The sequence below is a fragment of the Stenotrophomonas sp. GD03794 genome (genome assembly GCF_029842145.1).
Taxonomy (GTDB): domain Bacteria; phylum Pseudomonadota; class Gammaproteobacteria; order Xanthomonadales; family Xanthomonadaceae; genus Stenotrophomonas; species Stenotrophomonas riyadhensis.
Genome location: NZ_JAOCFV010000012.1, coordinates 1 through 23363 on the forward strand (window position 1 = coordinate 1; position 23363 = coordinate 23363).

General features: G+C 67.1%; 17 protein-coding genes and 3 tRNA genes. 8 read left to right on the top strand and 12 right to left on the bottom strand.

Features of this window, described 5'->3' with window-relative positions; all coding sequences use genetic code 11:
• The coding region (gene rnr, locus N5D91_RS08715) for a ribonuclease R (RefSeq protein WP_180855156.1) at positions 1-2464 on the bottom strand (2464 nt) is incomplete at its 3' end.
• A 128-nt stretch (positions 2465-2592) separates the two neighbouring features.
• On the opposite strand from rnr, the gene N5D91_RS08720 reads away from it, so the two are divergent.
• A tRNA-Leu gene (locus N5D91_RS08720) sits at positions 2593-2677 on the top strand.
• Positions 2678-2881: 204 nt separating this feature from the next.
• Positions 2882-2966, top strand: a tRNA-Leu gene (locus tag N5D91_RS08725).
• Between the two features lie 56 nt (positions 2967-3022).
• Here the strand turns inward: N5D91_RS08725 and N5D91_RS08730 are convergent.
• On the bottom strand, positions 3023-3769 hold the full coding sequence (locus tag N5D91_RS08730) for a sulfite exporter TauE/SafE family protein (protein WP_180847692.1): 747 nt from the start codon (positions 3767-3769) through the stop codon (positions 3023-3025).
• A 99-nt stretch (positions 3770-3868) separates the two neighbouring features.
• On the opposite strand from N5D91_RS08730, the gene N5D91_RS08735 reads away from it, so the two are divergent.
• Both N5D91_RS08735 and N5D91_RS08740 read left to right on the top strand, forming a co-directional pair.
• Positions 3869-4768 carry a LysR family transcriptional regulator gene (locus N5D91_RS08735; protein ID WP_180855154.1) on the top strand — a complete coding sequence of 300 codons (900 nt, stop codon included), beginning with the start codon at positions 3869-3871 and terminating at the stop codon, positions 4766-4768.
• Between the two features lie 50 nt (positions 4769-4818).
• Positions 4819-4903, top strand: a tRNA-Leu gene (locus N5D91_RS08740).
• 174 nt (positions 4904-5077) lie between these two features.
• Here N5D91_RS08740 and emrB read toward each other — a convergent pair.
• The 4 genes from emrB to emrR are packed head-to-tail and all read right to left on the bottom strand — an operon-like array spanning position 5078 to position 9795.
• Positions 5078-6664, bottom strand: coding sequence for a multidrug efflux MFS transporter permease subunit EmrB (gene emrB, locus N5D91_RS08745; RefSeq protein WP_180854224.1), 1587 nt, complete (start codon positions 6662-6664; stop codon positions 5078-5080).
• Positions 6665-6671: 7 nt separating this feature from the next.
• On the bottom strand, positions 6672-7850 hold the full coding sequence (gene emrA / locus N5D91_RS08750; protein ID WP_014036529.1) for a multidrug efflux MFS transporter periplasmic adaptor subunit EmrA: 1179 nt from the start codon (positions 7848-7850) through the stop codon (positions 6672-6674).
• Positions 7851-7861: 11 nt separating this feature from the next.
• Positions 7862-9355, bottom strand: a complete 1494-nt coding sequence (emrC, locus tag N5D91_RS08755) for a multidrug efflux transporter outer membrane subunit EmrC (protein WP_164161665.1) — start codon at positions 9353-9355, stop codon at positions 7862-7864.
• Complete coding sequence (emrR, locus tag N5D91_RS08760; RefSeq protein ID WP_005415875.1) at positions 9352-9795, bottom strand: multidrug efflux system transcriptional regulator EmrR; 444 nt, start codon at positions 9793-9795, stop codon at positions 9352-9354. The genes emrC and emrR overlap by 4 nt, the downstream gene beginning before the upstream one ends.
• Before the next feature lie 172 nt (positions 9796-9967).
• Here emrR and N5D91_RS08765 point away from each other — a divergent pair, with 172 nt between their 5' ends.
• Entirely contained in the window at positions 9968-10849 is an 882-nt protein-coding gene (locus N5D91_RS08765) for a helix-turn-helix transcriptional regulator (RefSeq protein WP_180847695.1), read from the top strand.
• Between the two features lie 60 nt (positions 10850-10909).
• Positions 10910-13153 carry a DNA topoisomerase IV subunit A gene (parC, locus tag N5D91_RS08770; RefSeq protein ID WP_164161664.1) on the top strand — a complete coding sequence of 748 codons (2244 nt, stop codon included), beginning with the start codon at positions 10910-10912 and terminating at the stop codon, positions 13151-13153.
• Between the two features lie 325 nt (positions 13154-13478).
• Here parC and bfr read toward each other — a convergent pair whose 3' ends face one another.
• Positions 13479-13967, bottom strand: coding sequence for a bacterioferritin (gene bfr / locus N5D91_RS08775; RefSeq protein ID WP_005408763.1), 489 nt, complete (start codon positions 13965-13967; stop codon positions 13479-13481).
• Between the two features lie 123 nt (positions 13968-14090).
• On the opposite strand from bfr, the gene N5D91_RS08780 reads away from it, so the two are divergent.
• Positions 14091-16418: a penicillin acylase family protein gene (locus tag N5D91_RS08780; protein WP_164161663.1), complete on the top strand. Its 2328-nt coding sequence runs from the start codon at positions 14091-14093 to the stop codon at positions 16416-16418.
• 78 nt (positions 16419-16496) lie between these two features.
• Here the strand turns inward: N5D91_RS08780 and N5D91_RS08785 are convergent, their stop codons facing one another.
• Together N5D91_RS08785 and asnB are read right to left on the bottom strand one after the other, a co-directional pair.
• Entirely contained in the window at positions 16497-17885 is a 1389-nt protein-coding gene (locus N5D91_RS08785) for a cation:proton antiporter (protein ID WP_164161662.1), read from the bottom strand.
• A gap of 100 nt (positions 17886-17985) precedes the next feature.
• A complete protein-coding gene (asnB, locus tag N5D91_RS08790) occupies positions 17986-19677 on the bottom strand; it encodes an asparagine synthase B (RefSeq protein WP_153857030.1) in 1692 nt (563 codons plus the stop codon).
• A 338-nt stretch (positions 19678-20015) separates the two neighbouring features.
• Between asnB and N5D91_RS08795 the strand changes: the two genes are divergently transcribed.
• A complete protein-coding gene (locus N5D91_RS08795) occupies positions 20016-20894 on the top strand; it encodes a tetratricopeptide repeat protein (RefSeq protein WP_110714286.1) in 879 nt (292 codons plus the stop codon).
• Between the two features lie 66 nt (positions 20895-20960).
• On the opposite strand, the gene dapE is transcribed toward N5D91_RS08795, so the two are convergent.
• From dapE to N5D91_RS08810, 3 genes are read right to left on the bottom strand one after another with little or no spacing between them, the layout of a single operon-like run.
• On the bottom strand, positions 20961-22097 hold the full coding sequence (gene dapE / locus N5D91_RS08800; RefSeq protein ID WP_180854222.1) for a succinyl-diaminopimelate desuccinylase: 1137 nt from the start codon (positions 22095-22097) through the stop codon (positions 20961-20963).
• Positions 22094-22465: an arsenate reductase gene (locus tag N5D91_RS08805; protein WP_170871724.1), complete on the bottom strand. Its 372-nt coding sequence runs from the start codon at positions 22463-22465 to the stop codon at positions 22094-22096. Before N5D91_RS08805 ends, dapE begins: the two co-directional genes overlap by 4 nt.
• Positions 22466-22496: 31 nt before the next feature.
• Complete coding sequence (locus tag N5D91_RS08810; protein WP_180854221.1) at positions 22497-23363, bottom strand: hypothetical protein; 867 nt, start codon at positions 23361-23363, stop codon at positions 22497-22499.

The following is a 23363-nucleotide window of genomic DNA, read 5'->3' on the forward strand; positions in this document are numbered from 1 at the left end:
AATATTTCTCTTTCTTCCGCTTAGCCGGCTTGCCGCGCTCGGGCAGCGGCGGCAGGCCATCGCCCTCATCCTCACCCTTGTGCTCGACCAGGCGGAAGTCGATCTTGCGTTCTTCCATGCTGGCCTTCAGCACCAGGATGCGCACGCGGTCGCCCAGCCGGTAGCTGCTGCCGCGGCGTTCGCCGGTCAGCGTCTTGCGGGTGGCATCGAACTTGTAATAGTCCTGCGGCAGCTGGGTCACATGGACCAGGCCCTGCACCTTCGACTCGTCCAGTTCCACGAACAGGCCGAAGCTGGTCACGCCGCTGATCACGCCGTCGAACTGGCCGCCCACGTGCTTTTCCATCCACGCCGCGCGGTAGCGCTCGTCGACTTCGCGCTCGGCCTCGTCGGCACGACGCTCACGCTCGGAACACTGCAGCGCCAGGGCTGCCATTTCGCGCGCGTTGTAGGTGAACTTGTCCAGCGGCTTGCCGGACAGCGCGTGCTTGATCGCGCGGTGCACAAGCAGGTCAGGGTAGCGACGGATCGGCGAGGTGAAGTGCGCGTACGCCTCCAGCGCCAGGCCGAAGTGACCGTGGTTTTCCGGGCTGTAGATCGCCAGGCTCTGGCTGCGCAGCAGCACCGATTCCAGCAGCGTGGCATCGGGGCGGTCGCGGATCTTCTTCAGCAGCTTGGTGTAATCGCCCGGGCGTACCTTCGACCACGGCGGCAGGCTCAGCTTGAACTCCTTGAGGAATTCCAGCAGGTCGGCGTACTTGGTTTCCGGCGGCTTCTCGTGGATGCGGTACGGCGCCGGCACATGGCGCGACAGCAGGTACCTGGCCGCCTCGACGTTGGCCGCGATCATGCATTCCTCGATCAGCTTGTGTGCGTCGTTGCGCACCAGCATGCCGGCCTGGGTGACTTCACCGCGGTTGTCCAGCACGAAACGTACTTCACTGCTTTCGAACTCGATGGCGCCGCGCTTGGCGCGTGCCTTGGACAGCACCTTGTACAGCTGGTGCAGGCGCTGCACCTGCGGCAGCAGGTCGCCCATCCAGGCCTTGGTATCGGCATCGTCCTCGCCCACCGCCTTCCACACCTGGGTGTAGGTCAGGCGCGCGTGCGAGTTCATCACCGCTTCGTAGAAGCGCGAATGCGTGACCAGGCCGTCGCGGTCGATCTGCATGTCGCAGACAAAGCACATGCGGTCGACCTTCGGCATCAGCGAGCAGATGCCGTTGGACAGTGTCTCCGGCAGCATCGGCACCACGAAGCCCGGGAAGTACACCGAGGTGGCGCGCTTCTGCGCCTCTTCGTCCAGCGGCGTACCGGGGCGCACGTAGTTCGAGACATCGGCGATCGCCACCACCAGGCGGAAACCCTCGGCATTCGGCTCGCAGTACACCGCGTCGTCGAAGTCCTTGGCATCTTCACCGTCGATGGTGACCAGCGGCGTGCTGCGCAGGTCGACGCGGTCGCCGATCATCGCCGGCTCAACCACCAGCGGCACCGAAGCCGCTTCGTCCAGCACGTCCTGCGGGAACTCGAACGGCAGCTCGTGGCCGTGGATGGCGGTCTCCACCACCAGCGACGCGGTCAGCTTGTCGCCGAGCACGGCGATGATGCGGCCGATCGGCGGACGGCGGCTGTCCGGCGCCTGGGTCAGTTCGCAGACCACCAGCTGGCCGTCGCGTGCACCACCGGTCTGGTCCGGCGGCACCTGCACGTTGCGCTGCACGCGCTTGTCGTCGGGCACCACATAGTTGATGCCCATCTCGATGCTGAAGCGGCCGATCAGGCGGGTCATGCCGCGTTCGAGCACGCGGGCGATGCTGCCTTCGCGACGGCCACGGTGATCGATGCCGGTCACGCGGGCCAGCACCTTGTCGCCGTGCATGACCTTGCGCATCTCATATGGCGGCAGGAACAGGTCATCGCCACCTTCGACCGGACGCAGGAAGCCGAACCCTTCCGGGTTGGCGATCACCACGCCGGTGACCAGGTTCAGGGTCTGGATCGGGGCGAAACCGCCGCGACGGTTCTGCACCAGCTGGCCGTCACGGACCATGGCACCGAGCCGGCGCGACAGCGCCTCGGCCCGGTCCGGCGCGGTCAGGCCCAGGCGCGCGCCGAGTTCTTCAGCGGTCTGCGGCCCTTCGCAGCGCTCCAGCAGGGCCAGGATGGCCTCGCGGCTGGCGATGGGCTGTTCGTATTTTTCGGCTTCGCGGGCGGCATAGGGATCGTCGATCACCTTGCCGGTCGGCGGCAGCTTGCGGCCCGGGGCCGGGCCCGGGGCGGCGGCATCGGCGCTGCGGGCCTTGCGGCCACGCGGCGGTGCACCGCCTTCGTTCAATTCGGGGAACCAGCCCGGCAACGGCTTGCCCGGCTTGGTGGTGCGGGCCGTGCCCGCCTTGGCGCCCTTCTTCGGGGCCTGGCTGCGGGAGGTGCTCCCGCCCTTGCTTGGTTTTTTGGTAGTCATCGCCCTACATGGTAGCCGCTGACGGTGTGCATAACGGGTCAGCGGCAGTCTTGAAGGCCTTGCATGAAAAATATTCAGGAAGTCGTTGACAGCCTGCGGATTCATCTTCACAATTGCGCCTCTGGAACGCCCAGGTGGCGGAATTGGTAGACGCACTAGTTTCAGGTACTAGCGGGTAAAACCGTGGAGGTTCGAGTCCTCTCCTGGGCACCAACGAAAAAACTCCTCGCTTCGGCGGGGATTTTTTTTGCCTGCAATTCGGCGCGGGGCGGATCCCTTCCCACAGGAAAAGGCTCTGACACCAACGCGAGCCCCATGGGGTCAGAGCCCGTTTCGCAGGCGAAACGGGATTCGACCCCGGATCTGCAAGAAGTGTTGACACCCCCGTAACAACACCCCATAATCTCGCTCCTCGACGCCCAGGTGGCGGAATTGGTAGACGCACTAGTTTCAGGTACTAGCGGGTAAAACCGTGGAGGTTCGAGTCCTCTCCTGGGCACCACGTCGAGAATGAGAAAAACCCGCGAAAGCGGGTTTTTTCATGCCCGGAATCCGGCATCAGAACAGCGGTCGCAGCACCAGCTCCAACCCGAGCAGCAGCAGGAATCCCAGGAAGCAGACCCGGAACACCCGCGCACTGATGCGCTGCCGGATCACCTGGCCCAGCCACATGCCCAGCAGCGCCGGCAGCACCGCGAGCGCACTCAGCCCCAACTGCTGGATGCCGAATGCGCCGTGCAGCACCAGGCCAGTGGTCAGCGATATCGTCGACACAGTGAACGCCAGTCCCAGCGCCTGCACCAGCTCCTCGCGCTGCAACCCCAGCGACTGCAGGTACGGCACCGCCGGCATCACGAACACGCCGGTGGCCCCGGTCACCACGCCCGACAGCGCACCCACCAGCGGCCCCAGCCAACGCTCGCGACGCTGCGGCACGCGGAACAGCGGCGCGAGCAGCGCATACGCCGCGTAGACCACCAGCGCCACGCCCAAAGCCACGCGCGACCAGGTGCGATCGACCCGCACCAGCAGCGCTGCCGAGCCCAGCGTCACCACTACCACTGCCAGCATCATCGGCCACAGGCGCCGCACGATGTGGCCCAGTGAGGGGCCGGACAACAACTGCCATGCATTGGTGACGAAGGTCGGGATGAACAGCATCGACGCCGCCGCCACCGGCGACAGCGTGCTGCCCAGCAGGCCCATCGCCACCGTCGGCAACCCCATGCCGGTCACGCCCTTGACCACGCCGGCCAGCACGAACACCACCACCAGCAGCACGTAGAAGTACATCGATTCATTCATGCCTTCATTGGATCGAGCTACCGCTCGGCGCACAATGCGGTCTTCCCGGCCTCGCCTTCGGCTGATCCGAAGGCACAGGCGTTGCGATGAGGGCATCACATGCGGATGGATATCGCCGACCTGCGCCTGTTCCTGGCGATTGCCGAGGCGGGCAGCATCACGGCCGGTGCAGCACAGGCAAACCTGGCACTGGCTTCAGCCAGCGAACGCCTGCGCACGATCGAAGCCGATGCCGGCACTGCGCTGCTCAACCGTCATCCGCGCGGCGTCAGCCTGACCGAAGCCGGTGCCGCCCTCGCCCACCATGCACGCTTGATCCTGCAGCAGCAGGCACAGCTGCGCGGTGAACTACAGGCGTTCGCGCAGGGTGCGCGCGGCACCCTGCATCTGTATGCCAACACCGCAGCGCTGACCAACTACCTGCCCTCGCGGCTCGCGCCATGGCTGGCCGAACGCCCGCGCCTGCACGTGGAACTGCTGGAGCGCACCAGCCCTGAAGTCGTGCGTGCGATCAGTGCTGGCCAGGCCGAGGCCGGCATCATCAGCGATGCCGTCGACGCTGCCGGCCTGCAGCAGCATGTGGTCGCCGAAGATCCGCTGGTGATGCTGCTGCCCGAAGACCACCGCTTCGCATCGCGGCGCAGCGTGGCCTTCACCGATGTTGCCGGCGAGACCTTCGTCGCACTGGCCGATGGCAATGCACTGCAGACCTACATCGAGGACCAGGCGCGCGACATCGGGCGGCGCCTGGATGTACGCATCCGCATGAAGACCTTCGAAGGCGTATGCATCATGGTCGGCCACAGCATTGGTGTCGGCATCGTGCCGCGGACCATCGCCCGCCAGCATCGGCGCAGCATGCATACCGTCGCCGTACCGCTCGCCGATGCATGGGCACAGCGCCGCCTGTGTGCCTGTTTTGCCGAGTGGGCGCAGTTGTCATCGGCGATGCGCAGCCTGCTGCTTCACCTGGGCGTACAGCCGCAGAAAAAGGTGTGAAATGTTGTTGACACATCTTCTGTCGCTCCCCATAATTCATCTCCTGAGTCGCCCAGGTGGCGGAATTGGTAGACGCACTAGTTTCAGGTACTAGCGGGTAAAACCGTGGAGGTTCGAGTCCTCTCCTGGGCACCACGACTCAAGATGATCAAACCCGCGAAAGCGGGTTTTTTCGTTTCCGGGGTTTGCAGCGCCAACGCGATGGCGACGCCCATCCACGCATGGATGCACTCCGTCGACGCCTGAGCACACAAACAAAAACCCCGCCTTGCGGCGGGGTCAAAATACAGCACGTGTTTCCAGGGAGTTTCAGTGTCCGCCACCGGCGGCTGCACCCGCACCCGCGCCGAACGGCGGCTTGGCCAGCCACAGGAACGCGATGATCGCCAGGAAGATCCAGCCCAGCAGGAAGAAGATGTCGTTGAAGCCCATCTGCGATGCCTGGTGGTTGATCATGTTGTTCAGTACCGCTGCGCCGTGCTGCAGGTCGCCCTGCCCCATCGCCGTGACCTGGTCCTGCATGCCCGGCTGATAGGCCGAGATATGCTCGGTCAGGTCGGCATGGTGCACCTGGGTGCGCCGCGCCCACAGCCACGTCGTCAGCGACGCTGCGAAACTGCCGCCCAGCGTACGCAGGAACGTGGCCAGGCCGGAGCCCGCCGCGATCTCGCGCCCATCCAGGTCCGACAGCAGGATCTGCAGCACCGGCATGAAGAACAGCGCGACGCCGATACCCATGATCAGCTGCACACCCGCCACATGGTTGTAGTCCACCTGCAGGTTGAAGTTCGAACGCAGGAAGCTGGTCATCGACAACACAATGAACGCAATCGTAGCCAGCATGCGCATGTCGAAGCGCGATGCATACTTGCCCACGAACGGGGTCATGATCACCGGCAGGATGCCGATCGGCGCTGTCGCCAGGCCCGCCCAGATCGCGGTGTAGCCCATGTCACGCTGCAACCACTGCGGAATCAGCAACGCCACGCTGAAGAACGCCGCGTAGGCCACCACCATCGCCAGCGTACCGGCGCGGAAGTTGCGATGCCGGAACAGCTTCAGGTCGACGATCGGATCCTTGTCGGTCAGTTCCCAGATCAGGAACACCGTCAGCGTGACCACGGCCACACACGCCAGCACCACGATCTTCGTCGACGAGAACCAGTCCTCGTCGTTGCCCAGGTCGAGCACCAGCTGCAGCGCACCGACACCGATCACCAGGGTGACCAGGCCGACGTAGTCCATCTTCGGCTTCTCGATGTGCTCCGGGCGCCCCTTCAGCTGGTTGCCCACCACCAGCGCAGCGAAGATGCCCAGCGGCACATTGATCAGGAAGATCCATTCCCAGCTGTAGTTGTCGGTGATCCAGCCACCGAGGATCGGACCGCAGATGGGCGCTACCACCGTGATCATCGCCAGCAGCGCCAAGGCCTGTCCGCGTTTCTCGCGCGGATAGATCGAAACCAGCAGCGACTGCGTGATCGGGTACATCGGGCCGGCCACGAAACCCTGCAGCGCACGCGACAGCACCAGCATGCCCATGCTCTGCGCCAGGCCGCACAGCAGCGAGGTGATGACGAAGGCCAGCGTGGCCCAGACGAACAGCTTGCGTTCGCCGAAGCGGCGGCTGAGCCAGCCGGTCAGCGGCAGCGCGATGGCCGTGCTGACCGCGAACGAGGTGATGACCCAGGTCGCCTGCTGCGAACTGGCGCCGAGGTTACCGGCGATGGTCGGCAGCGAGACGTTGGCGATGGTGGTGTCGAGCACCTGCATGAACGACGCCATCGCCAGGCCCACGGTGCACAGGGCGACGCTGGGCGGCAGGAACCCGGAGGCCGCACCCGGCGCCGCCGGGGCGCCCGGAGCACCGGGCGCGGCTGGAGCTTGTGCGGACATGGCGACCTCAGCCCACCTTCGCCTGCTGCGGCAGGTTGCCCTGGATGATCGTGTGGATCACCTCATCGGCATCATGCAGCTGCTTGGCATACACGTCGGTGTCGAACACCGTGCCCTTGGCCGGGGTGCTCGGCAGCACTTCACCCTTCTGGTCGCGCAGGCTCACTTCCGCCTTCATCGACAGGCCGATGCGCAGCGGGTGTTCGGCCAGCTGCTTGGCATCGATGGCGATGCGCACCGGCACGCGCTGCACGATCTTGATCCAGTTGCCGCTGGCGTTCTGCGCCGGCAGCAGCGAGAACGCCGAGCCGGTGCCCAGGCCCAGGCTCTGGATGCGGCCCTTGTACTTCACGTCACCGGCGTACAGGTCCGACTTCAGCTCCACTTCCTGGCCCAGGCGCATGTGGCGCAGCTGGGTTTCCTTGAAGTTGGCCTCGACCCACATCTGCTCGGTCGGCACCACGGCCATCAGGGCATTGCCCGGCTGCACGCGCTGGCCCACCTGCACCGAACGACGGGCGACGTAGCCGGTGACCGGCGCGACGATGCCGGCGCGGGCGTTGTTGAGGAAGGCCTGGCGCAGCTGCGCAGCAGCGGCCTGCACGTCCGGCTGGGTGGCGATCACGGTGTCGTCGACCAGTGCGCGGTTGCGCTCGACGGTCTCGCGCGAACCGGCCACGGCCGCTTCGGCGGCGGCCAGCTCATCGCGGGCATGGGCCAGTTCTTCGTTGGAGATGGCGCCGGTGGCGGCCAGGTCCTTGCGGCGGGCGAAGTCGTCGCGCACGCGCTTCAGGGTCACCTGGCGGGCGTTCAAGTCCGCCTGCGCGCCTTCCACGCTGCGGTACAGGCCACGGGTCTGGCGCACGGTCTTGGCCAGGTTGGCTTCGGCCTGCTGCAGCGCCACCGACGTGTCGGACGGGTCCAGCTGCACCAGCAGCTGGCCGCGCTCCACGCGCATGCCGTCATCGGCGTTGATGGCGACCACGGTACCGGCCACCAGCGGGGTGATCTGCACCTGGTTGCCCTGCACGTAGGCGTCGTCGGTCTCTTCGAACCAACGGCCGAACATGAAGTACCACAGCGCCAGTGCGGCAAGCAGCAGCACGACGATCACGAACAGGCCGCGCAGCAGGTTGCCGCGGCGGTTGGGGGCGGCCGGGGCCGCGGTGTCTTGGGTCTGGCTCATGGCGGGCGTCTTCAGGAATGCGAGGAATCGGAATGGGAGGCAATCGGTGCGCGGTCGGCGTCAGCGGGCTGGAAACCACCGCCCAGTGCCTTGCTCAGGCGCACCGAGGTCTGCACCTGCTGCGACTGCAGGCCGGCCAGCTGCTGCTGCGATTGCAGCAGGGTGGACTGCGCGGTCAGCACGTCCAGGTAGCTGCCGATGCCGGCGCGGTAGCGCTGCTGGGCCAGGTCGAAGGCCGAACGTGCGGTGTCCACTGCCTGCTGCTGCGCGTGCGCCTGCTGTGCCAGCGAGCGCACCGCGTTGACCTGGTCGGCGACGTCGCGCAGTGCATCGAGCACGGCCTGGTTGTAATTGGCCACCGCCAGGTCGTACTGCGCGTCGGTGTTGGCCAGGTTGGCGCGCAGCTTGCCGCCTTCGAAGATCGGCAGGCTCAGCGCCGGGCCGATGTAGGCGAAGGTGGAGCTGCTCTTCAGCAGGTCACCCACGTTCGGGGCGACCACGCCGGCCAGCGCGGTCAGGTTGAAGCTCGGGTAGAACTTGGTCTTGGCAACCTTGATCTGCTTGTCGGCCGCCTCAACGCGCCAGCGTGCGGCAACGATGTCGGGGCGACGGCCCAGCAGTTCGCTGGGCAGCACGCCCGGCAGCTGCAGCGCCACCGGGTTCAGCGGCTGCGGGCGCTGGATCGACAGGCCTCGGTCCGGACCCTTGCCGACCAGGGCGGCCAGTGCGGTGCGGGCGGCATCGATGCGCTGCTGTGCGGCCAGCACCTGCTGCTGCGCGGCCGGCACGCGGGCCTCGGCCTGGCGCACCTGCAGATCGCTGTCGATGCCGGCGCCGCGGCGCTGGCGGGTCAGCTGCAGCGACTTCTGCGAGCGGGTCAGTTCTTCCTCGGCCACGTCATTGAGCTGCCACGCGTAAGCCAGATCGGCATAGGCCTGGGTAATGCCGGTAGACAGGTTCAGGCGTGCGGCCTGGGCTTCGACGGTGGCGGCATGCGCGCCATCCACGGCGGCTTCCCAGGCGGCGCGCTTGCCGCCCCACAGGTCCACGCCGTAGCTGAAGTCGAAGGCGACCTGGCTGCTGCCGCCATAGCGGCCACCCATCTCGCTGCCGACCATCGACTCGGGCAGGCGCAGGCCGGTATAGCCACCGGACACCGACAGGCTGGGCAGCTCATCGGCCCGTGCGGTGCCGACCTGGGCCTGGGCCTGGCGCAGGCGCGCATCGGCGGCATCCAGGCTCGGGTGGCCCGCCAGGCCCTCGGCGACCAGCGCGTCCAGCTGCGCATCGCCCAGCGCCTTCCACCAGTCCTGCGCCGGGAAGCCGGCGGCGCTCAGGTCGGTGTCGGCCAGGGTGCGTTCGCTGTGCAGGCTGTCCACGTCAAGCACGTGGCCCTGCGGATTGAGGCCACGACTGCTGGCGCAGGCGGCCAGGGCCAGGGCCAGCGCTGATACCAGCAGCGCGCGCCCGGACCGGCGAAGAGTGGAATGCGGGATCGGGTTCATGGGGTCGTCAGTGAATCGCGGATTCGGGTAAGGAGGGACAGCAGCAGCGTGCGCTCATCGGCAGAAAGATCGCGTAGCGCGTAATCCATCACCGCGTCGCCGCGCAGCTTCAACCGCGCCCACAGCGCGCGGCCTTCATCGGTCAGCACGATCTGCAGTGCGCGCCGGTCCTGCGCATGCGGTTCGCGGCGGACGCAGCCCAGGGCTTCCAGCTTGTCCAGCAGGCGGGTCACCGCGCTGGGCACCTGGTCGATGGCCTGGGCCAGCTCGTTGGCAGTACACGGGGCCATGTTGGAAAGCACCTTCAGCCCGATGTAGTGAGTGAAGCCGATACCCAGATCTTCTTCAGCCATGGACGCATCGAGTTGGCGGACCAGGCCGTCGCGCACCTGGCGCAGCAGCAGGCCGAAGCTGGGGGGAGTGGTTGCAGGACAGATCATGGGGGAGCATTCTCTTCCAAAAAAAATATTTCTCAATGGAAATATTCGATCTGGCATCGAATGCTGTGTTGCAGCAGCGGGCTGGATCAATGAAGGCGCCTACCTTAATGATCTGGTCAGGTGGCCCGGTAGTACAATCCAGCCAATGGATGACACATTTCAGCCAGTGGACATGATGAACAAGGCAGAAATTCAGGTTCCCAAGCGCCTGCTCAGGGATGACGCACTGGACTGGTTCGAGCGCAATGACGGCCCGCCGGTCATCGCCTTCCGCTTCGACAGCCAGCAGGGGCTGGCCCGTGAGGTGGACTGGCACCACCATCAGCGTGCCCAGCTGATCTGCGTCGAACGCGGCCTGTTGACCACCCGCACCTCGCACGGCACCTGGTCGCTGGCGCCGGGCTCGGCCGGCTGGATGCCGCCGCTGGAGCCGCATACGGTCACCCTCGACGGCCCGCTGCGCGGCTGGGGCATGGCGCTGGCCGCACCGGCCTGCGCCACCCTGCCCGCCGACCCCTGCGTACTGGGCCTGTCCAAGCTGGCGCAGGCGCTGGCCGACCGCATCTGCGAGTGGCCGCTCGGCTATGACACCACGCCCGAGCGGCAGCACATCATTGACGTACTGCTGGATGAGATCCGCACCGCGCCGCGCCAGCGCATGCATCTACCGATGCCACACGACCGGCGCCTGCTGAAGATCGCCTCGCAGCTGCTGGCCGACCCCTCCGACGAACGCAGCCTGGCCGAATGGGCGCATTGGGCCGGCCTCTCGCCGCGCAGCCTGACCCGTCACTTCCGCGACGAGACCACCCTCAGCTTCGCCCAGTGGCGACAGCAGGCCCGCCTGTCCGAGGCCCTGCGCCAGCTGACCGACGGCCGCAGCGTGGCCGACATCGCCCACGCGCTGGGCTTCAGCAGCGCCAGCGCCTTCGTCACCGTGTTCCGCCGCCACTTCGGGCTGCCACCGGGGCGCTACCTGGCACGGGCCGGACACGGCCTGGAAACCGGGCTGGACCCTGCACGTGGCTTGGCATCCCCCGCCGCATCCGGATAATCACAGGATTGCGAGCGGCGACCGCCGTCGCCGCCTCCCGACAACAGGTAACAACGCCGCATGACCGAACTTGCCCGCCCCGTGTTCCACGGATTCGAACAACTGCCGCTGCGCGAGTACGCCGAACGCGCCTACCTCGACTACTCGATGTACGTGGTCCTGGACCGCGCCCTGCCGTTCATCGGCGACGGCCTGAAGCCGGTGCAGCGCCGCATCATCTATTCGATGAGCGAGCTGGGCCTGAATGCCGCGTCCAAGCCGAAGAAGTCCGCGCGCACCGTCGGTGACGTCATCGGTAAGTACCACCCGCACGGCGACAGCGCGTGCTACGAGGCGCTGGTGCTGATGGCGCAGCCGTTCTCGTACCGTTACCCGCTGATCGAGGGCCAGGGCAACTTCGGCTCCAGCGACGACCCGAAGTCGTTCGCGGCGATGCGTTACACCGAATCCAAGCTGACCCCGATCGCCGAGGTGCTGCTGGGCGAACTGGGCCAGGGCACCACCGACTGGGCACCGAACTTCGACGGCACCCTGCAGGAACCGACCTGGATGCCGGCACGCCTGCCGCACCTGCTGCTGAACGGCACCACCGGCATCGCCGTGGGCATGGCCACCGACGTGCCGCCGCACAATCTCAACGAGATTGTCAGCGCGCTGCTGCACCTGCTGGACAACCCCGAGGCCAGCGTGCGCGATCTGTGCGAGCACGTGCAGGGCCCGGACTATCCGTCCAGCGCCGAGATCATCACCGCAGCCAACGACCTGCGCACGATGTACGAGACCGGCAACGGCAGCGTGCGTGCGCGTGCGACCTTCACCAAGGAAGCCAACAACATCGTGGTCACCGCGCTGCCGTTCCAGGTGTCGCCGTCGAAGGTGATCGAGCAGATCGCCGCGCAGATGCGCGCCAAGAAGCTGCCGTGGCTGGAAGACATCCGCGACGAATCCGACCACGCCAACCCGGTGCGCGTGGTGCTGGTGCCGCGCTCCAACCGCGTCGACGCCGACCAGCTGATGGGCCACCTGTTCGCGACCACGGACCTGGAGCGCAGCTACCGCGTCAACCTCAACGTGATCGGGCTGGACGGCCGTCCGCAGGTGAAGAACCTGAAGATGCTGCTCAGCGAATGGCTGACCTTCCGCAGCAACACCGTCACCCGCCGCCTGCAGCACCGCCTGCAGAAGGTCGAGCGCCGCCTGCACCTGTTGGAAGGCCTGCTGGTCGCGTTCCTCAACCTGGACGAGGTGATCCACATCATCCGTACCGAGGACGAACCGAAGGCGGCGCTGATCGCGCGCTTCGGCCTGTCCGACGACCAGGCCGAGTACATCCTGGAAACCAAGCTGAAGCAGCTGGCCCGCCTGGAGGAGATGAAGATCCGCGGCGAGCAGGACGAGCTGGCCAAGGAGCGCGAGAAGATCCTCGGCATCCTCGACAGCAAGGCCAAGCTGAAGAAGCTGATCCGCGACGAACTGACCGCCGATGCCAAGAAGTTCGGCGACGCACGCCGTTCGCCGCTGGTGCAGCGCCAGGCCGCGCAGGCCATCGACGAGACCGAGCTGGTGCCGAGCGAGCCGATGACCGTCGTGCTGTCGGAGAAGGGCTGGATCCGCGCCGCCAAGGGCCACGACGTCGATGCGTCCGCCCTGTCCTACCGTGATGGTGACGCCCTGCAGGGCGCAGTGCGTGCGCGCAGCACGCAGCAGGTCGCGTTCCTCGACAGCGAGGGCCGCGCCTACTCGACGCCGGTGCATACCCTGCCTTCGGCGCGCGGCAATGGTGAACCGTTGACCGGCCGCTTCTCGCCGGCAGCGGGCACCAGCTTCGTCACCCTGGCCAGTGCCGAGCCGGATGCCCGCTTCGTGCTGGCCTCCACCCACGGCTACGGCTTCGTCACCCGCTTCGAGAACCTGATCGGCCGCAACAAGGCCGGCAAGGCGATGCTGAACCTGTCGGCGGGTTCGTCGGTGCTGACCCCGTCGGTGGTCGCCAACGTCGCCACCGACCGCATCGTGGCAGTGACCAGCTCCGGCAACCTGCTGGCGATCGCCGCCAACGACCTGCCGGAACTGGACAAGGGCAAGGGCAACAAGATCATCGAGATCCCGAAGGCCAAGCTCGCCACCGAACGCGTGGTGGCCATCGTGGCGATCAGCCCGGGGCAGACCCTGCAGGTCCGCGCCGGCCAGCGCACCATGGGCCTGAAGTTCAACGAGCTCGACGCCTACCTCGGCGCCCGCGCCACCCGCGGCCACCTGCTGCCGCGCGGCTGGCAGAAGGTGGAAGGGTTGTCGGTGGAGTGAGGGTGCGGGGTCGGATCCCTTTCCATGGGAAAGGGCTCTGACCCATTCAACATGGCGAGGGGTCAGAGCCGTTTTCGTCGAAAACGGATCCGACCCCGGACACGAAAAAGCCGGGGCATTCCCCGGCTTTTTCGTTGTCGGCTGGCGGGCGGTGGAGCGGCTGGCGGGCGAAGGCTGGCTGGCGATGCTCCGGTGCTGGCGGGCGACAGAACGCTGTGCTTCTTCTGGTAGAGCCGACCGCTGGTCGGCTGCTTTTTGCAGAGCAGCCGACCAGCGGTCGGCTCTACCGGGTGGTCACCGGGCATGGCCCGGCGCCACCTGCGGCTCAGTGCGCCGGAGCGCCGTTGCCGTCGATCTTGCTCAGCTGGTACAGCTCCAAGCCGATGCGCTTGATCAGGCCCAGCTGCTGCTCCAGCCACCAGGCGTGGTCTTCTTCGGTGTCCTTCAGCTGTGCAAGCAGGATGTCGCGGCTCACGTAGTCACCCTTCTCCTCGCACAGCTTCATGCCGGCGGCGAGATTGTTCCGAACCGCGTATTCAGTATCGAGATCCTTCTGCAGCATCTCCTCCACGGTCTTGCCCGGCTCGGTGGCATGCGGGCGCATGTCCGGGTCACCGCCGAGGAACAGGATCCGGCGCAGCAGCGCATCGGCGTGCTGGGTTTCCTCTTCCATCTCGTGGTTCAGGCGTTCGTACAGCGCGAACAGGCCCTGGTCCTCGTAGCGGCGGGAATGGATGAAGTACTGGTCGCGGGCAGCAAGCTCGCCGCGCAGCAGTTCCTTCAGGCAGGCGATGACGTCCGGGTTGCCTTTCATGGGGGGCTCCTGTGAATCGATGTGACATAGGGTGCCGCATTTCAAAATACGGTGATCTAATCGGAATCAGTCGCAGTTGCGCCTGCGGCTACAATCAGCCCACGAGTTCGGAAAGGACGTGCGATGCGACGTACATGGCGTTGGGTGCTGGGCGTGTTGATCGCCATCGCGCTGGTCACCGTCCTGGTGCTATGGCTGCTGCTGCGCGGCAGCCTGGCCGACCTGGACGGCGAGCATGCGCTGCCGGGGCTGGCCAAGCCGGTCACCATCGAGCGCGATGCGCTGGGCGTGGTCACCATTACCGCCGGCAGCCAGGCCGACGCGATGCGTGCGCTCGGCCGCGTACACGCGCAGGAACGTTATTTCGAGATGGACCTGATGCGCCGCAGTGCCGCCGGCGAGCTGTCGGCGCTGTTCGGGCCGAAGGCCATCGATGCTGACAAGCGCATGCGCGTGCATCGCCTGCGCGCACGCACCGAGGCGAATCTGCAGGCCGCACTGGGCGACAACGGCGAGGCGGTGCGCGCCTACGTGGATGGCGTCAACGAGGGCCTGGCCGATCTCTCCGTGCGCCCGTGGGCCTACCTGCTGCTGCGGCAATCGCCACAACCGTGGCAGGCCAGCGACAGCGTGCTGGCCGGGCTGGCCATGTACGCCGACCTGCAGGACCCGAACAACCAGACCGAGCTTGCACTGAGCCGCATCCGCGCAGTGGTGCCGCCGGCGCTGTACGCGCTGATCGCCCACGACGGCACCGAATGGGATGCACCGCTGTTCGGCGAACCCACCGGCAACGCCGCCCTGCCCGATGCCAGCCAGCTCGATCTGCGCACTTTGAAGGGGAAAACGGGCACTGAGCAGGAAGAGGCCGACGTCATCGGCAGCAACAACTTCGCGGTGGCCGGTGCACTTACCGCCGACGGCCGCGCGATCGTCGCCGACGACATGCACCTGGGCCTGCGTGCACCCGGCCTGTGGTTCCGCGTGCGCCTGCGCTACCCCGACCCGCAGGCCGCCGGCGGCCAGGTCGATGTCACCGGCTTCTCGCTGCCCGGCCTGCCGGCCGTGATCGTCGGCAGCAACGGCCACGTCGCCTGGGGCTTCACCAACAGCTACATCGACACGGCGGACTACCGCACGGAACCGGCCAACGCCGCGATGACCGTGCACGAAGAACGCATCGCCGTGGCTGGCCAGGCCGACGTGCTGTTCCCGGTACGCGAAACCGCCTGGGGGCCGATCCTGCATACCCATGCCGATGGCAGTGGCGATGCGCTGCGCTGGGTCGCACACCTGCCCGGCGCCGTGCGCCTGGACTTCGCTGACCTGGCCCGCGCCGGCGATCTGGATGGCGCCCTGCACTTCGCCGACCGCGCCGGCATTCCCGCGCAGAACCTGGTGGTCGGCGACCGCAGCGGCCGCATTGCCTGGCGGCTGATCGGTGCCCGCCCTGACCGCGGCCCCGGCTGTGCGCCGGCCGGCTTCACTGCCGCCAACAACCAGGACTGCGCACCGTGGCCGATCCGCAGCGATGCCTCGCCGGCACTGATCGATCCCCCCAACCATCGCCTGTGGACCGCCAACGGTCGCGTCCTCGACGGCGAGGCACTGGCCAGCGTCGGCAACGGCGGCTATGACCTTGGTGCCCGGGCGCGGCAGATCCGCGACCTGCTGGCAATCCAGGACCGCTTCGACGAACACGACCTGCTGGCGATCCAGCTCGATGATCGCGCCGTGTTTCTGCAGCGCTGGTGGGCGTTGCTGCATGACGTCATCGAACGCAGTGACGACCCTGCACTGAAGCGCTTGAAGGCGGTCAGCCATCAATGGGGCGGCCGGGCCTCGGCCAGCTCGGTCAGCTACCGGGTGGTGCGCGCGTTCCGCACGCAGGTGATGGATACCCTGTCCGATGCACTGCTGGCGCCGGCCAACGCGCAGCTGGGCGATGACTATCTGGACCCGCGCCTGGCACAACTGGAAGGCGTGGCCTGGCCGATGCTGCAGCAACGCCCCGCCAACCTGTTGCCACCGGCCTACGACAGCTGGGACGCGCTGCTGCTTGATGCCGCACGCCGCACCGAGAGCGAGCTGGCCAAGCAGGGCCCACTGGCCCAGCGCACCTGGGGCGAACGCAATACCGCGGCGATCTGTCATCCCATCGCGCGGGCACTGCCGGACATCGCCAAGCGCTGGCTGTGCATGCCGGCCGACCGCCTGCCCGGCGACCGCGACATGCCGCGCGTGCAGACGCCGAACTTCGGCGCCTCCGAGCGCATGGTGGTCTCGCCCGGCCACGAGGCCGACGGCATCGTGCACATGCCCGGCGGCCAGAGCGGCCATCCGCTGTCTCCCTACTGGGGCGCCGGCCACGAAGACTGGGTGCATGGGCGGCCGACACCGTTCCTGCCCGGCAAGGCGCAGCACACGATGACGCTGGTGCCGGCCCGTTGACGGCCGGGGTCAGATCCCTTTTCCAGAGGAAAAGGGATCTGACCCCACCTCCACTCCTGCGTGGATGCCGTCCAGCACTCAGCCCCTGCGCCGCTCGATCAGGTTCAGCAGCGGCCCGGTCATCGCCGTGGTCACCAGCGCCATGATCACCAGCACCGCGAACAGGCGGTCGCCGAGCAGGCCCAGCTCGTAACCCAGGTTGAGCACGATCAGCTCCATCAGGCCACGGGTGTTCATCAGTGCGCCCAGCCGCCATGCCTCGCGCGTGGGCATGCCGGCACTGCGCGCGGCACTGAAGGTGCCCAGCAGCTTGCCCGTCGTGGCCACCGCGATCACCACCACGCACAACACGATGTCGCTGGCCTGCAGCGCATCGGCGCGCATGCGCAGGCCAGTCATGGCGAAGAACAGTGGCAGTAGCAGGGTCACCGCGAACGGTTCGACGCGGGCCATCAGCAGGTCGCGCAACTGCGCGTTGGACGATACCGCGACGCCCGCAGCGAATGCACCGAACAGTGCGTGGATGCCCAGCATCTCGGTGACCAGCGCACTGGCCAGCGACAACAGCAGGATGCCCAGCAGCCAACGTCCCTCACGGCCCGGCGCGATCTGCTGGCGGGCAAACCACGGCTTCACCAGCCCCAGCATCAGCGCCACGAACACGACCACGCACAGCAGGTTGAGGCTGGCCGGCAACCAGCCGCTGGCCTGGGCAGCGGCCACGATCAGCGCCAGCAGGCACCAGGCGGTGGCATCGCCCAATGCCGCGCAGGCGATCGCGGTCTGACCCAATGGCGTCTGTGTGATGCCGCGATCGGCAAGGATGCGCAGCAGCACGGGGAACGCGGTGATGCTCATGGAGATGCCGACGAACAACGCGAATGCGGTGAAGCCCACACCCTGTGGGCCGTGCTGCGGATACAGCCAGATCGCGAGGGCCACGCCGAGAACGAACGGCACTGCAATGCCGGCATGGCTGACCGTGAAGGCGAAGCGCCGGCGGCCACGCAGCGCCGCCAGGTCCAGCTCGGCACCGGCCACCAGCAGGAACATCAGCACGCCCAGCTGGCTGAGCATGCCCAGCGGCCCCAGCGAGCTGGCCGGGAACAACGCACCATGCAGTTGCGGCAGCAGGCTGCCGAGCACCAGCGGCCCCATCATCAGGCCAGCGGCCATCTCGCCGATCACCGCCGGTTGTCCCAAGCGCTTGAGCAGCGCACCCGCGCCCTTGGCCACCAGCAGCAGCACCAGCAGCTGCAGAAGGAACAGGCCCAGCGGAGACGTCAGGTGCTGAGCCCAGCCGCCTTCAGCGGCGGCGGTGGCACGGGCAACCGCCGCAGGCGCCGCCGGCCCGGCATATCGCGCCAGCAGCACGCCGGCCAGCAACGGCACCCCGGCCCAGGCCAGGTAGCGCCATCCCCACTTGATCGGCGGCGCCCGGCCCCCGGTCTGTACGTCCATGAACATTCCCCAATGTGCAGGGGGCGATGATACGGAAAAGGGGACGGAGGGGATTAAGTCGTTTGTGCCACAAACGACTTAATCCCCTCCGTCCCCTTTTTGGCGCTTAGGCCAGTGCCTGCGCGTGCACCCCGGCGATCGCGCGACCCGACGGATCTGCTGCTGCAGCGAAGCTGGCATCCCAGGCAATGGCGGCCGGCGACGAACAGGCGATCGACTTGCCACCCGGGACGGTTTCGGCGGCCGCACGGCTGGGGAAGAACTGCTCGAACAGGTGGCGGTAGTAGTACGCCTCCTTGGTCTGCGGCGGGTTGTGCGGGAAGCGCTTGTCAGCCGCCGCCAGTACGCGGTCGCTCACCTGTGCTTCGGCATGCGCCTTCAGCCCATCGATCCAGCCGTAGCCGACGCCATCGCTGAACTGTTCCTTCTGCCGCCACAGGATGCTGTCCGGCAGGTAGCCGTCGAACGCCTCGCGCAGCACCGCCTTCTCGATGCGGCGGCCACCAAAGCCGGCACCGACCATCTTGTGCGCGGCATCGAAGCGCATCGCCACATCGAGGAACTCACGGTCGAGGAACGGCACGCGCGGCTCCACGCCCCAGGCCATCATCGACTTGTTGGCGCGCAGGCAATCGTAGTTGTGCAGGGCGTCGAGCTTGCGCACCAGCTCATCGTGGAATTCACGCGCATCCGGTGCCTTGTGGAAGTACAGGTAGCCACCGAAGATCTCGTCGCTGCCCTCGCCGGAGAGCACCATTTTCACGCCCATCGCCTTGATCCGCCGTGCCAGCAGGAACATCGGCGTCGAGGCGCGGATGGTGGTGACGTCATAGGTTTCGATGTGGCGGATCACTTCCGGCAGCGCGTCGAGGCCTTCCTCGAAGGTGTATTCGAAGCCGTGATGCACGGTGCCAAGAGCCTCGGCAGCGATCGCCGCAGCAGCAAGATCCGGCGAACCCTTCAAGCCGATCGCGAACGAATGCAGGCGCGGCCACCAGGCTTCGGTCTGCCCGCCATCCTCGATGCGCCGACGCGCATAGCGCGCGGCAACGGCCGCCACCAGTGACGAATCCAGGCCACCGGACAGCAGCACGCCATACGGCACGTCACTCATCAGCTGTCGCTCCACCGCGTGCTCGAAGGCCTGGCGCAGTTCGGCCAGGTCGGCCTGGCGGCCCTGAACGTCGGCGTAGTCGCGCCACGGCTGCTGGTAATAACGCACCAGCTCACCGCTGGCGCTGTCGAAGTAGTGACCCGGCGGGAACTGCGCGACGTCGGCACAGGTGTCGACCAGCGCCTTCATTTCCGACGCCACGCGCAGGCGTCCCTGGGCATCATGGCCCCAGTACAGCGGCACCACGCCGACCGGGTCACGCGCCACCAGCACGCGCCCGCTGTCACGGTCCCACAGCGCGAAGGCGAAGATGCCGTTGAGCTGCTCCAGCCACTGCGCCGGCGATCCGCCCTGGCGGTACAGTGCGTTGATCACCTCGCAGTCCGAGCCGGTCTGGAAGTCGTAGGTGGTGGTCAGCGCCGCCTTCAATGCCTGGTGGTTGTAGATCTCGCCGTTCACCGCCAGCGCCAGCTGGCCATCGGCCGACAGCAGCGGCTGCGAACCACCGGCCGGATCGACGATGGCCAGCCGCTCGTGGACCAGCAGCGCACCTTCGTCGAGGTACACGCCGCTCCAGTCCGGGCCACGGTGGCGCTGGCGCTGCGACAGTTCCAGCGCGTGGCGGCGCAGAGCGGGAAGATCGTCACCGGCCTGCAGGCCGAAGATTCCGAAGATCGAACACATGGGGGAGCTCCTGTTGGGGGATTTCACGGGTGGGAAGGTGTTCGACCGGCCATCCAGGCCCGGGTGGGGCTGCGCCCGGGCACAAAAAAACCCGCATCGGCTGATGCGGGTTTTCTGGTGTCCGGGCGTGTGTTGCTGTCTATCTACCCAGGGCGCAGTCCCGCATCGGCCGCGCACGATTATTCGCGCGCAGATTATTGCGGTTGTTGTTATTGACGGCGGTGGCCAGGCGGATCGACATGGCATCGACCCTACCGCGGTTTCCAGCACGGCGCAACCGTTGCGTTGGCAACCACTCCCGAAGCGCATAATGGCCCGCCCTGGAACGTGTAATGGAAATGCAACACCGCAATGGACGCACCGGAGCGCTGGCCGCCCTGCTCTGCCTGGGCCTGGCGGCCTGCCAGACCCTGCCTCCGCCTTCCACGCTGCCGCTGGCGCAGCAGCAGGCACTGGAGCAACGCGGCACGGACGGCAGCTTCGACGGTGCCTGGGACACCGCGCAGACCTTCGAACGTTTCAACGATCCGCGCGCCGTCGCCTACTACGAGCGTGCTGCCGCGATCACGCCCTGGACCTTCCGCAACAGCAAAGCGGAAGAAGCACTGGGCCGGATCTGGACCTCCGGCACGCTGCAGCATGCCGACAGCCCCCACATCAATCCGGCTCCGGTGCTGCGCGCCTCCTGGCAACGCGGTGAACGTGCGTATCTGGCGGCGGCCAACCACGGCAATCCCTATGCGTTCTACGGGCTCGCCAAGGCCTATCGCCAGCGAGGCGACGCGCAGCAGGCGCTGCGCTGGGACCTGCGCGGAATGATCTACAAGCGCTACCCGAGTTCATCGTCGCGACTGCCGGAGGCGGTGGCGGCACAGGGTGACACCGTGCATCCGCGGGTGGCGCAGATCCAGCGTCGTGCCGAGCACGGCGACGCCGAAGCGCAGGTCGACCTGGGCGCGCTGCTGGAAAAGGGCGTGGGACTGCCGCGCGATCCGGTGCGTGCGCTGCAGCTGTACCAGCGCGCCGGTGAGAAGGGCAATGTGTTCGGCCAGTACTTCGCCGGTCTGCTGCTGGGCCGCAGTGCGCCGGGTGTGGAGAAAGACACCGACGCGGCGGCGCACTGGTTCGCCAGGGCCGAGGCGCAACACTTCTACATGGCCGCGCCGAGTTACTGGAAGAAAGCGGTCGAGCCGCCGTTCTTCATTTTTTCAGAGTAGAGAAGCGGCCCCGGCGGGAGGCGTGCCGACCAACGGTCGGCACCCACCCTCGCGGAATTCATTCCGTCATGGGGTTCCCACCAGCAGCCGTTCCACCAGGCGCTGGTACAGCCCCGGCAACGCTTCCAGATCGTCCACGCGTACGTTCTCATCCACCTGGTGGATGCTGGCGTTGACCGGCCCCACTTCGATGCACTGCGCACCCAGCGGCGCGATGAAGCGTGCATCGGACGTGCCACCGCCGGTGCTTTCTTCCGGCGCACGGCCGATGTGCTCGGCCAGCACCGCACGTGCGGTGGCGCGCAGCGTGCCTTCCGGGGTATAGAAAGGCTCACCGCTGCGGTGCCACTTCAGCGTGTACTGCAGGCCATGCTGCTCCAGCACTGCGGTGATCTCCGCCTCCAGCTTCGGCGCATTCCAGTGCGGGTTGTAGCGGATATTGAAATCCACTTCGAGTTCGCCGGGAATCACGTTGTTGGCACCGGTGCCGGCGTGGATGTTGGAAATCTGCAGGCTGGTCGGCGGGAAGCTCTCGTAGCCGTCGTCCCAGCGTCGCGCACTCAGTTCGGCCAAGGCCGGAGCGGCCTGGTGGATCGGGTTGCGTGCCTTCTCCGGATACGCCACGTGGCCCTGTACGCCCTGCACCCGCAGCTTGGCCGACAGGCTGCCACGACGGCCGACCCGCAGCAGATCACCCAGCGTGGCCGTCGACGACGGTTCACCGGTAATGCACCAGTCGATGCGCTGGCCGCGTGCGGCGAACAGGCGTGCGACATGGCGCACGCCGTCGATGGCATCGCCTTCCTCGTCGCTGGTCAGCAGCACCGCCAGCGTGCCCGGGTGATCGGGATGTGCAGCGACAAACTGCTCGGCGGCGACCACGAACGCGGCGACACTGCCCTTCATGTCGGCGGCGCCGCGGCCGTAGAGCACGCCCTCACGGATCTGCGGCGTGAACGGATCGCTGGCCCAGGCCTCGCGCGGGCCGGGCGGCACCACGTCGGTGTGGCCCAGCAACACCAGTACCGGCGCGCCCTGGCCGTGGGTCGCCCACAGATTGTCGACGTCACCCAGGCGCAGGTGATCGCAATGGAATCCGGCCTGCTTCAGGCGTGCCGCCAGCAGTGCCTGGCAGCCGGCATCGTCCGGTGTCACCGAAGGCCGTGCGATCAGCTCACAGGTCAAGTCGAGGACAGCGCTCATGCGTCGCCCACGCCGAAGCGTGCCTTGAAGCCGTTATCACTGAAACCCTGGCTGACCGCGCCGTCGGCGGTGACCACCAGCGGGCGCTTGATCAGCTGCGGATACTCGCGCAGCAACAGCTTCCATTCGGCCTCGGAATCGGCAGCCTTGCGGTTGTCCGGCAACTGCCGCCAGGTGGTGGACGACTTGTTCACCATCGCGGCCAGGCCACCCAGCTGCGCCGCCCATGCCAGCAGCGTTTCCGGGCTGGGTTTGTTGTCGCGGTAGTCGACGAAGGTGTAAGGCACGCCGAAGCGGTCCAGCCACTTGGTCGCCTTCTTGCAGGTATCGCAGTTCTTCAAACCGTAGACAGTGGTGCTCATGGCCATCTGTGATGCTGGAAAACAGAGGGCCAGAATCTCACAACAGGCGCTCGGACACGACCCGGAACGGCACCCGTGGCAGCCGGAAGGCCAGCCCCTCGTGCAGCGCCACGCCCATCGCCTGCAGCCGCGGACACTGCAGTTCGCCGATCAGGCGCAGGGGCTGCAGGCTGTCGACCTCGACCGGCAGCGCGATGCGGGTGCTGGCCCAGCGCTGGTCGCAGGTACGGGCGATGGCCTCGTCCTGGCAGGAGAGGAAGCGCAGCAGGGCCTGGTGGCCGCCGAAGGCCGCCGCCCACCCGGCATCGTCCCAGCCCGCAGCGGCCTGCCACTGCAGGTGCAGCGCCGGGGCACTGCCCTGCCCGCCTTCGATCAGGGTGTACCCTCCGCCATCGGCACGCACCACATGCTCGAAGCGAGTGGACAGATGCGGCTGCATGGCATCGCTGAAGGCACGCGCGCCGGCCACGAAGGGCAGCTGATCCATCACGTTGCGGTCGAACAGCACCACCGGTGTCCCGTCCGGATCGTCGTCACGATGCAGGTACCAGCGCCAGTTGCTCTGCCTCGGAGACGGCATCAGGGAACGCAGCGGCCCAGCCAGCGCGGGCCCGAAGTGGCCGTGACGGTAGCTGAGGATGGTGTAAGGCGTGCGTCCGGCATGGACCACATAGTGATGGCCTGGTGGTGGCATCGGCGCGTGGCGCACGTCGACCCACCAGCTCACGTAGACCACGTCGCGCACGTCACTGACCAGCGCCGGCATCGGCCAGCGCCGCGACAGTGCGCGGCGCAGCCGGGTCCAGCGCGGGGCGTGCAGCAGGCGCGGCAGCATCCGCCCGAACAGGGTGTCGGACGGATGCCGGTAGATCGCGGACTGCGCCAGGTCCTCCGGCGCAGCCAC

What these genes read in the sequence shown, in the direction of transcription:
- emrA (WP_014036529.1), bottom strand. Translation starts at nt 7,850, where the DNA reads ATGAGCCAGACCCAAGACACCGCGGCCCCGGCCGCCCCCAACCGCCGC.
- parC (WP_164161664.1), top strand. Translation starts at nt 10,910, where the DNA reads ATGACCGAACTTGCCCGCCCCGTGTTCCACGGATTCGAACAACTGCCG.
- emrC (WP_164161665.1), bottom strand. Translation starts at nt 9,355, where the DNA reads ATGAACCCGATCCCGCATTCCACTCTTCGCCGGTCCGGGCGCGCGCTG.
- N5D91_RS08805 (WP_170871724.1), bottom strand. Translation starts at nt 22,465, where the DNA reads ATGGCCATGAGCACCACTGTCTACGGTTTGAAGAACTGCGATACCTGC.
- dapE (WP_180854222.1), bottom strand. Translation starts at nt 22,097, where the DNA reads ATGAGCGCTGTCCTCGACTTGACCTGTGAGCTGATCGCACGGCCTTCG.
- asnB (WP_153857030.1), bottom strand. Translation starts at nt 19,677, where the DNA reads ATGTGTTCGATCTTCGGAATCTTCGGCCTGCAGGCCGGTGACGATCTT.
- N5D91_RS08765 (WP_180847695.1), top strand. Translation starts at nt 9,968, where the DNA reads ATGATGAACAAGGCAGAAATTCAGGTTCCCAAGCGCCTGCTCAGGGAT.
- N5D91_RS08795 (WP_110714286.1), top strand. Translation starts at nt 20,016, where the DNA reads ATGCAACACCGCAATGGACGCACCGGAGCGCTGGCCGCCCTGCTCTGC.
- N5D91_RS08785 (WP_164161662.1), bottom strand. Translation starts at nt 17,885, where the DNA reads ATGTTCATGGACGTACAGACCGGGGGCCGGGCGCCGCCGATCAAGTGG.
- N5D91_RS08730 (WP_180847692.1), bottom strand. Translation starts at nt 3,769, where the DNA reads ATGAATGAATCGATGTACTTCTACGTGCTGCTGGTGGTGGTGTTCGTG.
- N5D91_RS08780 (WP_164161663.1), top strand. Translation starts at nt 14,091, where the DNA reads ATGCGACGTACATGGCGTTGGGTGCTGGGCGTGTTGATCGCCATCGCG.
- emrR (WP_005415875.1), bottom strand. Translation starts at nt 9,795, where the DNA reads ATGATCTGTCCTGCAACCACTCCCCCCAGCTTCGGCCTGCTGCTGCGC.
- N5D91_RS08735 (WP_180855154.1), top strand. Translation starts at nt 3,869, where the DNA reads ATGCGGATGGATATCGCCGACCTGCGCCTGTTCCTGGCGATTGCCGAG.
- emrB (WP_180854224.1), bottom strand. Translation starts at nt 6,664, where the DNA reads ATGTCCGCACAAGCTCCAGCCGCGCCCGGTGCTCCGGGCGCCCCGGCG.
- bfr (WP_005408763.1), bottom strand. Translation starts at nt 13,967, where the DNA reads ATGAAAGGCAACCCGGACGTCATCGCCTGCCTGAAGGAACTGCTGCGC.